This is a genomic window from Gorillibacterium timonense, assembly GCF_001457415.1.
GTDB lineage: Bacteria > Bacillota > Bacilli > Paenibacillales > NBRC-103111 > Gorillibacterium > Gorillibacterium timonense.
The window spans coordinates 180,567-195,039 of sequence record NZ_LN881722.1; the positions used below are offsets into that span (position 1 = coordinate 180,567).

At 56.6% G+C, this 14,473-nt stretch carries 15 protein-coding genes; 12 read left to right on the forward strand and 3 right to left on the reverse strand.

The annotated features are described in order from the left end of the window. The first annotated feature begins 70 nt into the window (after window positions 1–70). From BN2684_RS05405 to BN2684_RS05420, 4 genes are all read left to right on the forward strand, one after another. A complete protein-coding gene (locus BN2684_RS05405) occupies window positions 71–457 on the forward strand; it encodes a FlxA-like family protein (protein WP_058301158.1) in 387 nt (128 codons plus the stop codon). Between the two features lie 424 nt (window positions 458–881). Continuing rightward, entirely contained in the window at window positions 882–2,477 is a 1,596-nt protein-coding gene (locus tag BN2684_RS05410; RefSeq protein WP_082651773.1) for an amino acid permease, read from the forward strand. 198 nt (window positions 2,478–2,675) lie between these two features. Further along, window positions 2,676–3,191 carry a hypothetical protein gene (locus BN2684_RS05415; protein WP_058301159.1) on the forward strand — a complete coding sequence of 172 codons (516 nt, stop codon included), beginning with the start codon at window positions 2,676–2,678 and terminating at the stop codon, window positions 3,189–3,191. A 268-nt stretch (window positions 3,192–3,459) separates the two neighbouring features. After that, complete coding sequence (locus BN2684_RS05420) at window positions 3,460–4,416, forward strand: WD40/YVTN/BNR-like repeat-containing protein (RefSeq protein WP_108722163.1); 957 nt, start codon at window positions 3,460–3,462, stop codon at window positions 4,414–4,416. A 58-nt stretch (window positions 4,417–4,474) separates the two neighbouring features. Here BN2684_RS05420 and BN2684_RS25160 read toward each other — a convergent pair whose 3' ends face one another. Then, entirely contained in the window at window positions 4,475–4,597 is a 123-nt protein-coding gene (locus BN2684_RS25160; RefSeq protein ID WP_262360869.1) for a DUF805 domain-containing protein, read from the reverse strand. Window positions 4,598–4,824: 227 nt separating this feature from the next. Here BN2684_RS25160 and BN2684_RS05425 point away from each other — a divergent pair, with 227 nt between their 5' ends. From BN2684_RS05425 to BN2684_RS05435, 3 genes are all read left to right on the forward strand, one after another. Next, complete coding sequence (locus BN2684_RS05425; RefSeq protein WP_058301161.1) at window positions 4,825–5,820, forward strand: ATP-binding protein; 996 nt, start codon at window positions 4,825–4,827, stop codon at window positions 5,818–5,820. Window positions 5,821–5,843: 23 nt separating this feature from the next. Then, the gene (locus BN2684_RS05430) at window positions 5,844–6,719 is read left to right on the forward strand and encodes a tetratricopeptide repeat protein (RefSeq protein WP_058301162.1); all 876 of its coding nucleotides are present in this window, start codon (window positions 5,844–5,846) and stop codon (window positions 6,717–6,719) included. A gap of 228 nt (window positions 6,720–6,947) precedes the next feature. After that, window positions 6,948–7,667 carry a YebC/PmpR family DNA-binding transcriptional regulator gene (locus tag BN2684_RS05435; RefSeq protein ID WP_058301163.1) on the forward strand — a complete coding sequence of 240 codons (720 nt, stop codon included), beginning with the start codon at window positions 6,948–6,950 and terminating at the stop codon, window positions 7,665–7,667. 309 nt (window positions 7,668–7,976) lie between these two features. Here the strand turns inward: BN2684_RS05435 and BN2684_RS05440 are convergent, their stop codons facing one another. Then, the gene (locus BN2684_RS05440; RefSeq protein WP_058301164.1) at window positions 7,977–8,897 is read right to left on the reverse strand and encodes an RMD1 family protein; all 921 of its coding nucleotides are present in this window, start codon (window positions 8,895–8,897) and stop codon (window positions 7,977–7,979) included. A 13-nt stretch (window positions 8,898–8,910) separates the two neighbouring features. Continuing rightward, complete coding sequence (locus BN2684_RS05445) at window positions 8,911–9,738, reverse strand: RMD1 family protein (protein WP_058301577.1); 828 nt, start codon at window positions 9,736–9,738, stop codon at window positions 8,911–8,913. Between the two features lie 134 nt (window positions 9,739–9,872). Between BN2684_RS05445 and BN2684_RS05450 the strand changes: the two genes are divergently transcribed. From BN2684_RS05450 to BN2684_RS05470, 5 genes are read left to right on the forward strand one after another with little or no spacing between them, the layout of a single operon-like run. Continuing rightward, window positions 9,873–10,844 carry an alpha/beta hydrolase fold domain-containing protein gene (locus tag BN2684_RS05450; RefSeq protein WP_082651774.1) on the forward strand — a complete coding sequence of 324 codons (972 nt, stop codon included), beginning with the start codon at window positions 9,873–9,875 and terminating at the stop codon, window positions 10,842–10,844. Beyond that, complete coding sequence (locus BN2684_RS05455; RefSeq protein WP_058301165.1) at window positions 10,841–11,713, forward strand: 4-hydroxybenzoate octaprenyltransferase; 873 nt, start codon at window positions 10,841–10,843, stop codon at window positions 11,711–11,713. The genes BN2684_RS05450 and BN2684_RS05455 overlap by 4 nt, the downstream gene beginning before the upstream one ends. 34 nt (window positions 11,714–11,747) lie before the next feature. Then, window positions 11,748–12,722: an ABC transporter substrate-binding protein gene (locus BN2684_RS05460; protein ID WP_234340172.1), complete on the forward strand. Its 975-nt coding sequence runs from the start codon at window positions 11,748–11,750 to the stop codon at window positions 12,720–12,722. Next, window positions 12,706–13,518 carry an ABC transporter ATP-binding protein gene (locus BN2684_RS05465; RefSeq protein WP_058301166.1) on the forward strand — a complete coding sequence of 271 codons (813 nt, stop codon included), beginning with the start codon at window positions 12,706–12,708 and terminating at the stop codon, window positions 13,516–13,518. Before BN2684_RS05460 ends, BN2684_RS05465 begins: the two co-directional genes overlap by 17 nt. After that, window positions 13,512–14,450, forward strand: a complete 939-nt coding sequence (locus BN2684_RS05470) for an ABC transporter permease (RefSeq protein ID WP_234340173.1) — start codon at window positions 13,512–13,514, stop codon at window positions 14,448–14,450. The genes BN2684_RS05465 and BN2684_RS05470 overlap by 7 nt, the downstream gene beginning before the upstream one ends. The last annotated feature ends 23 nt before the right edge of the window (window positions 14,451–14,473 follow it).

The window sequence follows — 14,473 nt, forward strand, 5'->3', positions numbered from 1 at the left end:
AGGTGGAGAGCAAGCCGATTTGCTAGAGTGGGAGTGGAGACGGTGATCGTCTAGATGAAGGAGGAGTCCCATGAACATCTCGTCAATCGGAAGCTTATCCAGCTCGTATTCCTCAGGCTCAACCAGCGGAACTGCCGATCTGGAAAAGGAAAAAGCGAAGCTGCAGGCCGAAATTCGGAAAGAAAATGCAAGCAGCGACGATGCGAAGACCAAGGAACAGAAGGTCAAGGCTATTCAGCAGCAGATTCAGCAGCTTGATGTGCAATTCTCACAGAAGAAAGCAAGCGCGGGCACGGGCGCTTCGCAAGGGACAGGCGGCGGACCCGCTCCGAGCGGAGGTCCCGCGGGTGGGTCCACTCCGAGCGGAAGTCCAGCCGGAGGCGGAACGATTGGCGGCGGCAAGTCGAAGGGTTCTAGCGGTGTGCAAGCGGACGGGAGCTTCGACATTCGAGTGTGAGAAGCAATTTATACGGAGATCCACGCAGCTAATGGTGATCAATCGCCGATTTTCACCCCATAGCAAGTCCAATAGCGGCGCCCATTTCCATTAGATGGAAAGGGTGCCTTTTTGGGTTAATTAGCAGCAGCTTCCTCTAGACTTGAATCGAGCGAAAATTTGTTGATGAAGCTCGCTAAGGCATAATTCAGCGCTGTTCTTATCCGTCTCCAGGTCCGCACCGCTTCCAGTCCCACGCGCAGTTCTTCCCATGTGACCCCTTTGGATTTGATTGCTGAGGCTGCTCCAAGGGTTACTTTGGATCGGTGTTCTTTCGTCGATTTCGTTGACGGCCGATTCGCCTGCGCTTCGTACCCTCACAACCTTGAGTACTTTCTCCTCCCCGTGCAAATACTGACAAAAAAAGCTCGGGGTGGAATAGGCGATGAATGAAGCTCAAAAGGATAAGGAGCAAGGCTTGTCGGCCTGGCAGCTTGCGATGATGGCGCTCGGCACGGTGGTGGGCGGTTCGTTCTTTCTTGGATCGGCGGTGGCGATCCGGGCGGCGGGACCTTCCGTGCTGATCGCCTATGTGATCGGCGGACTGCTGGTCTATTGGATCTTGTCGGCCTTATCGGAATTGACGGTGGCAAAGCCAGCCGCAGGCTCATTCCGCACCTACGCGGAGGAAGCCTTCGGAGCGGGGGCTGGATTCACAGTCGGCTGGGTGTATTGGACCGGCCTCGTGCTCGCCATGTCCAGCGAAGCGATCGCCGCCTCCACGCTGCTTCGGGGCTGGCTGCCGAATGTGCCGATCCCGCTGATCGGCGCGGTGATCATCATCGCCGTAACCCTGCTCAACCTGCTTGGAGCCAAGCGGCTCGGCAAGCTGGAAAGCGGGCTCGCTGCAATCAAGCTGGTCGCCATCGCCGCGTTTATTTTGCTGGCGGTCCTTCTGGTCGCCGGTCTCTTCCTGGGAGGGACGGGTCGTACAACCTTGACCGCTTCTCCTTTGACAGAGGGCTTGCGCGAGTTGTCTCGAGGGACCTGGTTTATCGGCGGCCTTCGCGGTATAGCCGGCAGTATGCTCATGGTCATGTTCACCTATGCGGGCTTTGAAGTTCTAGGGCTCGCCGCTGCGGACGCAAAGAACCCGCAGCGCACCATCCCGCAGGCGATCAATCGGACGATTCTCCTGCTCGTCGGCCTGTACATCGGGGCGATGATCTCGCTCTTCCTGCTGGTTCCGACCTCCCGCGTCTCGGAGGCAGTCAGTCCGTTTGTCACCGCCTTGTCGCTGCATGGCTTCGGTTGGGCAGGCACAGTTATGAATCTGGTGCTGGTAACGGCGATCCTCTCGACCATGCTCGCATCGGTTTTCGGACTCGGACGCATGCTTCGCTCTCTTGGCGACGAGGGTCATGCGCCGGAATGGATGCACGACAAAATGGCTGTTCCGCGCCGAGGCATTCTCGTCTCCGGTGCGGCGATGCTGGCCGCGCTCGGGTTGGGTGTTCTTTTGCCGCAGAATGTCTATTTGTTTCTCGTCAGCTCCGGCGGGTTTACCCTTTTGTTTGCATACACCTTAATTCTTCTCAGTCACTATCGGCTGCGCCGGCGCAATGGTCATCCCCTGGCGGGCAAGTACGGCCTGCGGGGCTTCCCATACACATCCTGGATTGCCTCCGTGAGCCTCGTGGCCATCATGCTGAGCATGCCGCTCATTCCGGGTCAAGGGAGCGGGCTTGCCGCCGGGATTCTGCTCGTCCTGCTCTTTGGCGGCGGGTATGCTCTCGGCCAAGCGCGCCGAACCAAGGGGACGGCAGATGGCCATCCGGTTCTTACTCCCAGCTCGGCGGCGGGACGGGAGCCCGCGACTCTGGCCTGGGCGAGCAGAGCTGGATACTCCATCGAGATGGCGGAAGAGCTGACGAAAGAGCAAGCGAGAGAGCAAACGAAAGAGCCGGCCGAAGAAAGGCTCGGAGCAAGCGCCGATAAAAGGCGGATCGATGAGCGGAAACCGGATACGGGGAAGCGCTGAAACGGGTTAGTCCGCTATAACGCTCCTGGGTGATTGCGATGTTAGAGCAAGGCTTTCGCTTGAGACGCGCAAGGAAACCGCCTCCGCTGCAAAATTGAGCGGAGGCGAAACCATGTGTATATTTTCACGTAGATAACGGGAGTAAATATCTGGTAGAATTCAGAAGAGAATTCATTCGAAAACAGGGTGGGGTCGGGTATGGGGAGAAGATCGACGCGATCGATCGGGTTCATTCTGGGAGTCCTTGCTTTGTGCTTGCTCATCGGAGGCTGCAGCAGCAAGCCCGCAAGTGCCAAAACGTCAATCTACAACGATTCCGCCAAGATTGCGGAAGAAGGCGACAGCTATACGTTCACCGACAAGCAGGGCAATGTGGATTCCGACGGCGGCGACATGTCCTACAAGGGCTTCAGCGGTATGATTACCTTATGGTCGGTCGATAACCCTTCGACGGAAGAGGGAACGTTGACGATCTCCTGGAAGCTGATAACGGCCAAGGGACAAGGCAAGCTGGTCTACCTCTCGCCGGACGGTACGACTCAGGTGCTCGCCGAAGGGGATTCGGATGGCGAGCTTCAGCTCAAGATTCCGGCCGGAACCGGGCGGATCAAGCTGGTCGGTCAAACCGCCAAGGGCAGCTTGTCTGCGGACCTGTCCTCTTCCGAAGGACTCGCGGTCAGCGGAGAACAAGATTCCGATTGGGCCAACGACTGAAAGCTCTCGGTGGTCCATTCCATATGAAGGAGACTGCATCGGCAAGAGCACGAACGTTCGCGCCGAGCAGTCTTTTTTCGCTTAGTCGTATTTTCGGGCATCCCTTTCTTTCTCTCTAGCACACGGTCAACTCCAATCCGATGAATACGAAGGAAGCGGCGTCATTAGGGATGGGAAGGAGGTAGGAGCTGCAATTTTTTAAGCAAACGGAGTATCGGAGTTGAACCCATTGCTGAGGGGGAATCGTCTTTTTCATAGGGAGGGATTCATGATGAAGCCGATGAAGCCGAAACCGAGCGGCAGGAACCGATCAAAGCGAAAACGAAAGCAAAAGGCTGCTCTCATGCTGGGTGCCGTTCTTCTCATGGCAGGCGCGGCGGCGATCTTCCTTGTTACTGCTCATGCAAAAGACGGTTCGGACTCCGTATTTCACCAAGGCACCGTCTATTCCTACAGCTCCGGTGCGGAGCGAATCGTTGCCTATGACGCCGGAAACTCCTATTCCGTAGACAAGGAAGGCCGCGTCACGATCCACTACCGCAACGGGACCATGAAGACCGAGGCTCCTCTGACTCTAGACCCGACCGGCTCGACCGCAGGAATGAGCGAAGCAGACACTGGATTTTTTATCTCCGAGGATAAGACCGCCATCGTGTATGGATTTGCAAACGGGACATTCCCGCTGCACGTCCTCATCAGCGACGATAGAGGGAAGACATGGAACACGTATTCCCTGGATAAGGCAATGGGGTATGACACGAAGTTCATTGGCTTCACGACGCGTAACGACGGATGGATTGTCGCCGGAGGCTCCGCAGGAGTGGGCCGGGCGTTGAACCGGGTGTATCAGACCTCGGATGGAGGCAAAAGCTGGACGGAGCTTGGCAATCCAAACGAGCTCTACTCGGAGCACTTGACCGGGGCGGGTTTTTCGAACAAGGACATCGGCTTTCTAGGCTTCCGCTATTACATGGACAATGGGCCCGTCGTCTATTGGACCGAGAATAAGGGACAATCGTGGGAGAAGCTGTCTCTTCCTCTTCCGGCAAAATACGAGGCATACAAAAAGACGCCGCTCTCCCCAGTCTTTGAAGGGGCGAAAGGGCGCTTCCCGATTTTGCTCAGCAAGGATGGAGCAGACGATATTCGGGGAACGATCTACTTGATCAGCACCGACTACGGCAGAACATGGACGTATGAAAAAGACCTCGACTTCCACGAGTAAGCGGAAGTCGAGGTCCTTTTTTGAGCTTGATGAACACCTTTAGAGACAGCCCTTTTCGTTAAGCAAAGGTCTTCGGGTTCGGGCCATATGTATTGTCAGGCTGACTATCCTGCAGCAGGAAGACGAGAAGGATGATCGCGCCAACCAGCGGAACGAAAATAGCGCGGCTATGAACGATCATACAAGAAGCTATCCGATCTTGCGACTATGCGAACCGGGTTTATAGGAAAGTTATCGACGGAGTTGTCTTCCGAGAATAGGGCGATTTTTGGTAGAATAGGGTAGATATTGCGAGACAGAGAGTCGAGAAATGACAGGCAGTCGGATAATCGAAGCTTGCCAAGCTTTCGTTAAGGCAGGATGCGGTAATTCCGGAGCCGCTTTTTGTAGATAGGAGGAAGAAAGAGGATGTCCGACGACAACGACAACAACAACAACGGCTTTACCCCGACTGACGATCCGAATGAGAAGAACGAACGCAGGCGCAACCTGAAGGTGATTTCCTTCAACCGCGAAAAAGGCGATCTGGTCGAAACCGAACAGCCGAAGATCACCTTCGCCGATGTCGGGGGGATGGACGCGCTTAAGAAAAAGATCCGCATGAACTTCATTCTTCCCCTCCAGCAGCCCGAGATGTTCCAGGCATTCGGCAAAACGGCAGGTGGGAGCCTGCTCCTCTACGGTCCTCCGGGCTGCGGGAAAACCTTCCTGGCAAGAGCGATCGCGGGCGAGATCGGGGCGAACTTTCTGCATATCGAGCTGCAGGCGATTCTCAACATGTACGTGGGTGGAAGCGAAAACAACCTCCACGACGTCTTCGAAAAAGCCCGCGCCGAAAAGCCGTGCGTCATCTTCATCGACGAGCTGGATGCTCTCGGCGGCAGCCGCCATCAGATGCGCCAGCATCACGACCGGATGCTGGTGAACCAGCTGCTCACGGAGTTGGACGGCCTATCCTCCTACAACCAAGAGGTGCTCGTCGTAGGAGCGACGAACACGCCTTGGTACCTGGACTCGGCGCTCCGACGCCCCGGGCGATTCAATCACCTGCTGTTCGTTTCGCCTCCCGAGCCCGCTGAACGGGAGCGCATCCTGGAGTTGAAGCTGGCGGGCAAACCGCAAGAGAAGCTGAACCTGAAGAAGTGGGCGGAAGGAGCCACGCATTTTTCCGGGGCCGATCTGGAGCAAATCGTGCGAGATGCGGTTGAGAAAGCGCTGGAACGCTCTCTGGAGAGTGGCAGCATTCAGCCGATTACGGACGGAGACTTGAAGGCGGTGTTTCAAGAACGTAAGGCGACGACGCTGGATTGGTTCTCCACGGCGAAGAACTACGCGACCTTCAGCGACACGAACAAAGACTACGAGCTGGTGCTGGACTACATCCGGGCGAATCGGATCAAGTAGGCGGAGGCGTCGGGAGGAAGGCCATGGAAGAGTCCACACATGCGGACCGGGCGGACCGGCTGCTGCAATGGAGCCGGTATTCGGAGGCGATTCGCGAGACGGAGGATTGGATCCGGGAGGATCCGGAGGATGCCGCCGCGTACGCCTTCCTCGGGCGAATCCATCTGGTGCAGAACCGGTACGACGAGGCGATCAAATGGGCGAACGAAGCGCTGCGGCTTGATCCGGCGAGCGAGCTCGGTTGGTTCGTGCGCGTGAATACCCTTTACAGCCAAGAACACTTTGATCCATTTAAACGGGATGTGCAGGAGGCTCGCCGGATTGATCCGTACGAGGCGCATTATCCCTACCTCCTGTTTAACTATCATCACAAGAAGGGGGAACTCCCGGAGGCCAGGGCTTCGCTTGAGGAAGCGCTTGAATTGCAGCCTGAGAATTCCCTGTATCTCGCTTCGCTCAGCTATTTGGAGGCCAACTCCAAAAACATCCCGGCATCCGTTGAAGCGGAGGAAGCCGCTCTTCGAATCAATCCCGAGAGTTCCCTGACCTTTCTGTATTTGGGTTGGGCCGCCGAGAAGCGGGGCGATTACAAGAAGGAATTGCTGTACCTGGAGAACGCCGTCCGCCTCAATCCCGAGAACAAGCAAACCCGTGACGAGTATCTTGAGAGCTTGAAGAAAAACTATTGGGTTTATCGAGTGCTGTTTCTGTCTTCTCCACGGAAGCGGAAACCTTGGCAAACGGTGCTTTTCTTGGTTTTCTGTGTGGCTTTTCTTCGTCAGTTCTTCTTGCTTTTTATCCTGTTCGTTCTGCTCGCTTTGTTGGTGAATGGGATAACCCGGCTGCTTGTGCGGGTGAAGGTGTTCGGGTGGCGGTCGCTTTTTCGGAAGAGGGAGTAGGGGAATGGATGCGTAGGGAGTCTATGATGCTAGCGGAGCCGGCAGCGATCCTGAACATGAAGGATTCTAAGGTCTTTGGTCACGAGTTAAGCTGGATGGAGTTGGCTTAATCGGCGGGAAAAGCTATAATAGAAAGCGACTGTGTACAGGAAGCGTGTTGACAAGCCGGCTCTCGGACGGGTACGGGGTTGCCTGCACGCTATATTGAGTGAAAGCGAGCGATAACCGATGGGTCGTAAGTGGAACAACATCAAGGAAAAGAAAGCGTCCAAAGATGCCAACAACAGCCGGGTCTATGCCAAGTTCGGCTTGGAGATTTATGTAGCCGCCAAACGGGGGGAGCCCAACCCGGATTCCAACCAGGCGTTAAAATTTGTGCTTGAGCGCGCCAAGACCTACAACGTGCCGAAGGCAATCATCGACCGCGCCATCGACAAGGCCAAAGGCTCCGGCGACGAGACGTATGACGAGCTGCGCTACGAGGGCTTTGGCCCGAACGGCGCGATGGTCATCGTCGACGCGCTGACCAACAACGTCAACCGCACCGCCTCCGAAGTGCGCTCCGCCTTCAACAAGAACGGCGGCAACCTCGGCGTCAGTGGGTCGGTCAGCTATATGTTCGACCAGACAGCCGTCATCGGCCTCGAAGGCAAAACGGCAGAGGAAGTGCTGGAGCTTCTGATGGAAGCGGATGTTGAAGTCCGCGACATTCTGGAGGAAGAGGATTCGGTCATCGTGTACGCCGAGCCGGATCAGTTCAGTGCCGTGCAAGAAGCTCTACGCGGAGCGGGCGTGAAGGACTTCACGGTAGCGGAGCTCACCATGCTGCCGCAAAACTACATTTCGCTTCCGGCGGAATCGGTGGCCCAGTTCGAGAAGCTGATCGACGCCCTGGAAGATCTGGACGACGTTCAACAGGTGTACCATAATGTCGAGCTGGAAGACTAATCTTCGGACGAGCTCGTGTTAGGCAGCCCGTTTCCGAACGATCGGCTTTCGTAAGGCGATAACATCTTCAAGAATAGATGCAGCTATCGCAAGATTGTTGCTCATTCTCGAAGGTGTTTTTTCATGGTCTCGCAAGCACGCTAATGATTCTGTGAAGGATGTTACCCTGAGCTGGCGATTGATTCAGCGTTCGCCTGGATGGCAAAAGGACTCTTCTCCCGGTAAGCAGCGGGGGAAAGAGTCCTTTTGTCACGTAGTCCAGCGGTTTTCTTGCCGTATAAAACGATGCGAGGAATACCATTAGTCGTGCTAGTGATGCAACAGCATCCGTACCAACGCACCGAGCGGGAAAAGCAGCAGAAGGAAGATCTCCCACACGTAGAGACGGTTCTCGTTCGATTCGAAGCTGAGTGAATTGTGTGTCTTCATGGCCGTGCGCAGACTGCCCATCTTGCTTTCTATGACCTCATACCGATCGTTCAGCTCGTAATGCTCGGCGAGGGCGTCGTACAGGCTGCGGCTGTTCCAGCTGTCGCCTTCAGCCGTCGTCCGGTCGAAGATGCGAATCGTCAGGATGCTGTCAAACTCGAATTTGAGGAATTTTGCCAACACGGAGGAAGAGGAGCGCTTGTTAAAGCGCAGCCGACCGCGCTGCAAGTTGTCGATCAACTGCTCCGACTGGTCGAGGTGGTCGTCCACATCGGCTTCGATCTTGGTCAGGGCGGCCGATTTGGCGAGAAGGCTTGCGACCAACGGTAAAATCGACTCTTCGACCCGGAAGCGAAGCGGAGATCCGTCCCAAGGCGAGAACTCGCCTTCCTCATCGACTTCCAACACGTGACTTTCGGTATAACGGGCCACCATGGCATAATCGATCTCGTCCACAAGCCCGGCGAGAAATTCATAGAACGTCTGCTGCTCTCCCTCATCGAGATCGAGGAAGGTCGCACAGCCGTATTCAAACAGATACACCCGCTTGCCCGGGCAGGGCTTCTGTAGAATCCGCTCCAGATGCGCCTCGTTCAGCTCTAGATATTCCTTCCAGCTGACGGTCCGCTCGATCCGGAAGAAGCTGGCGGGCTTATCCAAGTCGATGGAGGAGCCGATGACGCAGCTTTTGAAGCGGAGGAGCCGGGCGGGAGGAGCAGGCGGGGCCGACGCAGAAGCCGAATCTGAATCAGGAGCCATTCGCGGCAGCCGCAGGAGAGAACCGGAATCGTCTGTATGCACGCTGCTCCCCTCCTTACCGGAACGCTTCGATGAGCATCAGCACAACCTCGGCGACGATCAGAAGCACGATGACCCATTCGACGAAGATCCCGCGGGTCGAGTGGCTGATGGTGGAGAAGCCCTCCATGATGTTGTAGAGAATGGCGGTCTTGCTCTTCAGGATCTCGTAGCGGTCGTTCAGCTCGAAGAATTCCGCCATCTGGTGGTAAAAGTCGCCTGCCTCGCTGTTCGTCCACGTAATATCCGGCTTGTCGAGAATCATGATGTAGGCGATGGTATTGTATTCATGGCGCACGATGCGGGCCGTTGTTCGGGCGAGCTCTTTGTCGCTGATGCGCAGATTTGCTTTTTCCAGGCGGTCGATCATCGTTTCCAAGCGGTCAAGAATCTTGCCGAGCTCCTCCTCGGTCTTCTCCAGAGCAACTGATTTGGCGAGGACGATGGAGATCAGCTCGGGATAAAACAGCTCGAACTCCGGCACGATGACATACTCATCGGTCAGATGAAGCATTTCGGTATCTCCGATTTGGAGACGGTAGTCGTCAGTATAGCGGTCGAACTCGGCGAGCTTGATCTCTGGCTCGAAGGATTGCATGTACTTTAAGAAGCTCTTGATCTCCGCAGGCTCTGTGTGATTGATGAAGACGATGCTGCCGAAGGAGAACACCAGCACCTTTTGCGCCGGATCCACCTTTTTGCGGAGTATGGTCCCCAAGATTTCGTCCTGCAGGATCAAGGGCTCTTCCCAGGTGTACTTCTTCGGAATGCCGCAGTCGCTGGCCACCTTATTCAAGTCGATCTCATTGGTTATGGCATAAGCTTTGAATGTCATAGCGCTCATCATCTATCACCCTTCTTTACAGAGTATACCAACGGGAACGCGGTGGCAAATCGGGATTTCCATTGCTATCTGGGCATTCAATAAATATACTGGTTTTATGCGTGTGAGACGTTTCACAGAAAGAAGATGATGAAGTGCCAAGCGTTGAGAGCATTGCAATCAAGAAGCGCCTACTGCAGGAAGGCTTTCACGCCAAGTGGCAGAGCGCGGAGTCGATCCGGGCTTATCTGGAAAGCTTACCGGCGTATCCAGCTCTTTCCTTCAAGAGGACGGGCTGGCAGGAGGATCGCTATGACGATCCGGATTGGGGCCAGGTAAAGGTTTACCGGTTCGGCGAGCAGACGGATAAGAAGGGGACGCTCGTCTATTATCACGGCGGGGCTTATATTGAAGAAATCCTGCCGCCCCACTTTTCCTTTGCCGAGGCGCTTGTCTCGTTAACGGGGTTACCCGTTATCGTGCCGAATTACCCGACGGTTCCGGCGGCAACGGCGGATACCTTGAACCGGCTGCTGGCCGGCTTCTATGATTTTGTTCACAGTCAGACGGACGGGCCTGTTCACCTGATTGGGGACTCCGCGGGAGCTGCGCTCGCCCTGAATGCGGCGAAGCAGGGGATCGCGTCCTCAAGAGAAGCGGCGACCCTGACTCTCCTGTCTCCCTGGGTGGATGTGACGACAGACAATCCGCGCATCGAGGAAGAAGGGCTGGCGGAGCTGGATGTCTTCCTGCAGCCTCCGGGCTTGGGAGAAGTGGGCAGGCTGTTCGCGGGCGATCTGGGCGTGAAGCATCCACTCGCCAGCCCGCTGTTCGGATCGCTCGCCGGGCTGCCGCGCACGCTGGTTCTCATCGGCACCGCGGACAGCCTGCTGCCAGATGCCCGCCTGCTGCAGGACAAGCTGAAGCGGGAAGGGGTCGATTCCCGTTATATGGAGTTCGCCGACATGATGCACGCCTGGCCGCTCTTTTCGATGCCGGAGGCGGAGGAAGCGCGGAGGCTGATCCGGGATTTCGTTTGTTCTGCCGGTTCTGTTTCCGGCGCCGCTGACACGGTCCCGGATTCGACGGCGAAAGGCCGCCATTCGGAAAGTGGGGGGAAGCCATGAGTTTACTTCGCGGCTTCTACGGAAAGCTGCATGATTACGGAGTGCTGGTGATGTTCCAGCACACGATCTTTTCGTTCTCCTTCGCGATCGTTTCGCTGCTCCTCGCAGCGGGCGGGTTTCCCTCCTGGAGGCTGCTCGCCATCATCGTTGTCGCCCTGCTTGCCGCGCGGACGGGAGCGAACGCGCTCAACCGGGTGATCGACGCGGAGTTTGACAAGCGAAACCCGCGCACCGCCAACCGGCAAATTCCACGGGGGGACATGAGCAAGCGGGAGGCGCTCCTTCTATCCGTGGTCTGTTTTGTCATTACGCTGTTCGCCGCATTCCTGCTTAACCCGTTATGCGCCGTCTTGGCTCCACCGGCGATTTTTTTTATGGTGATCTATTCGTATACGAAACGCTTCACCCCGCTCTGCCATCTGGTGCTCGGGTTCACCTGCTCGATCGCGCCGGTCGGAGCTTGGCTTGCGGTCACCGGCCATTTCAGTTGGACCCCGATCTTTCTCGCCGGAGCTAACATGTTCTGGGTGGCGGGCTTCGACATCATCTATGGCGCCCAGGACGCCCAATTCGATCATGCGAATGGCCTTTATTCCATGCTGACCGAGTTCGGGGTTCCGTTCGGGCTGGTCATTTCTACGCTTTTTCATGCGGTGGCCATGTTCTGTCTTCTTGTCGTCGGGCTGCTGCAGCCCGAATTCGGCTGGATTTACTACTTTGGAGCAGGCATCGTCCTGATTCTGCTCATCATTGAGCATCGCGTCGTCAGCCCGGGGCATCTGCAGCACGCTACCTTCGCTTCGTATAACATCAACGAGCTGGTGAGCATCGTTTTTCTTGCGTGCGGAGTGCTGGATGTTTTTCTATAAAACTAGGTATTAGAATCAATAACGGAGGATTACTATGAACTTGATGAAAACCACGATTCGAAGCGGACTTATCCTAACGACGATCGCCCTGGCTCTCGCGGGCTGCGGCAAAACCGACAATACCGACAAAGCATCTGATTCCGGTTCTCCAGCGAAGGAGCCGGTTGTTGTCTCGCTCGGCATGCTGCCGTCCATAGACGAAATCCCGTTTGTCATCGCCCATCAGCAGGGGTTTGACACCAAGCACGGGGTAACCTTTGACATTGAGACCTTCAAAAGCGCGAAAGACCGCGATGCGGCCTTCCAGGCGGGAAAACTGGATGCGATCAGCGCCGATCTCGTCGCCATCTCCATCTACAATCAAGCGGGGATGGATGTAAAGATTGCGAGCACGACGATCGGAGGCTTCAGCCTGCTCACCGGTAACGACTCTATTCAATCGGTCGCGGACCTAAAGGGCAAGTCGGTCATTTTCTCGAAAAATACGTCGACAGAATATACCCTTTCCCGGATGCTGGAGCAAGCGGGCCTGACGGAAGGAGATATTCAGGCTACGGAGGTTCCGCAGATTCCGACTCGGCTTGAGCTTCTGAAAAACGGCAAGGCGGATGCCGCCATTCTGCCAGAGCCGTTCGTCACCATGGGGAAGGCGGCGGGGCTTCGCGTGCTGTCCTCGACCAAGGATGCGGGCGTCGACCCGTTCGTGCTGGGCATTCCGCAGAAGGTGCTCGACACCAAGAAAGAAGCGATTCAAAACATGTACGCCGCCTACAACGAAGCCGTTGATTATATGAAGGCTCATGATCAGGCGGATTATCTCGATGTGGTCATCAAGGAAGTTGGATATCCGGAGTCGCTGAAGGCAGAAATCACCGTTCCTGAGTATCCTCATGCGGTTCAGATGGAGGAGGCACAGGTGGAGGCGGCTTTCTCGTGGGCGAAAACGAAAGGACTGCTCAAAAAGGATCTCGCTCCGAAAGATGTGATCTCCGATGCCGGACTTAAGTAAAGGGGCGGTTCAACCGGTGGACGTGATATCGGGCGAGGGGCTAAGCTTATCGGAGATAACCGTAAGCTACCGTAACGGGCATCGGCCCTTGGACCGGTTTAATCTCGTGCTGCCGAAGAACAGCATCACCTGCATCATCGGCCCCTCCGGCTGTGGCAAGTCGACCTTGCTTCGAGCGGTCGCAGGCCTCGTTCAGCCGGAGAGTGGAGAGATCCGCTTGGACGGCGCTCCCGTCCGGCCGAAGGACACCCGCATCGGCTTCGTGCCGCAGAACTTCGGGCTGCTGCCGTGGAAGACGGTGCGGGCGAACATCGCCATGGCGATGAAGCTGGCCGAAAAGGGCGCGCAGCCGAAAAGCGCGGCTGAGCGGGAGGCGGAGATCGCCCGCTGGCTGGCCGCGATGGGCATCGCCGGGCTCAAGGACCGCTATCCGCTGTCCTTGAGCGGCGGGCAGCAGCAGCGGGTTGCCATCGCCCGCGCTTTCGCCCTGCATCCCGCGCTGCTGCTCCTGGACGAGCCGTTCTCGGCGCTTGACGCGATGACCCGCGAGAGCATGCAGCAGCTGCTCTGGACGAGCTGGCGCGAGCACCCGGCGACGGCGCTCTTCGTGACGCATGACGTGGAAGAAGCGGTTCTGTTGGGAGAGCGGATTCTCGTCATGCCGAAGAGCCGGGAAGCCGGCACCGTGCTGATGGACAATCCGGCAAGCCATCTTGATTGGGAAGGACGCCGGGAGAGCGCTTGCTTCTTTGAGCAGACGAACCTCGTGCGAAAGGTCATCCGGGACAAATGGTAAAAAAACCGAACCAGTTGGAACAAGGGTCGAAAGCGGGCGGGGCAGAGTCGGAGTCACTGAAGAAAGAACCGGAGTTGATGGAGAACATATCGGGATTGATGGGGAAGGAACCGAACGAGTTTGGATCAAAGTCGGAATCGCTGGAGAACGAATCGAAAAAGCCGATGGCATCGCCACTTTTGCGGCTTACGGGCAAGCGGGTTTTCTCTCTCATTGGAGTCTTGGCGGGGCTGCATCTCCTTTGGTATGTACTCGCTCTCTTGATGAACAATTCGATCCTGCCTGCTCCCGGACCGGTGTACGCCTCCATGGACGAGTTGGTCCGGTCGGGCATCGGCAAGCATGTCGCTTACAGCCTATACCGGATTGCGGTGGGGATCGCAGGCGCGCTGATCATCGGCCTTGCGATCGGGCTGCTCATGGGGCGTTCCGCCCGGTGGAACAAGCTGCTCGATCCTGTGGTCTATCTCACCTACCCGATTCCCAAGATCGCCCTCCTGCCGGTAGCGATGCTGCTGTTCGGTCTGGGCGAAACCTCGAAGATTTTGCTGATCGGCCTCATCCTTGTCTTTCAGATCATCATCTCGGTGCGTGACGCGGTCAAGGCGATCCCCGAGGAAACCTATGACGTCCTGACGACGCTTGGCGCCGACTCCTGGGCTAAGTTCCGGCATGTGACCTTGCCGGGAGCCCTCTCCGTCATTCTCAGCACAGTGCGCATCTCGCTCGGCACTGCAATCTCCGTGTTGTTCTTCACGGAAATCTACGGGACGCAATACGGCGTGGGCTTCTTCATCATGGACGCTTGGTTGCGGATGGATTACGCTCAGATGTATGCGGGCATTCTCGTGCTGAGCGCGGTAGGTTTCCTGCTGTTCATGATTGTGGACCTGCTCGATGCGGTCTGGATGAAGTGGCGCAGGCAACGGTGAACATGGGGCTTCTCTTGCTGCTT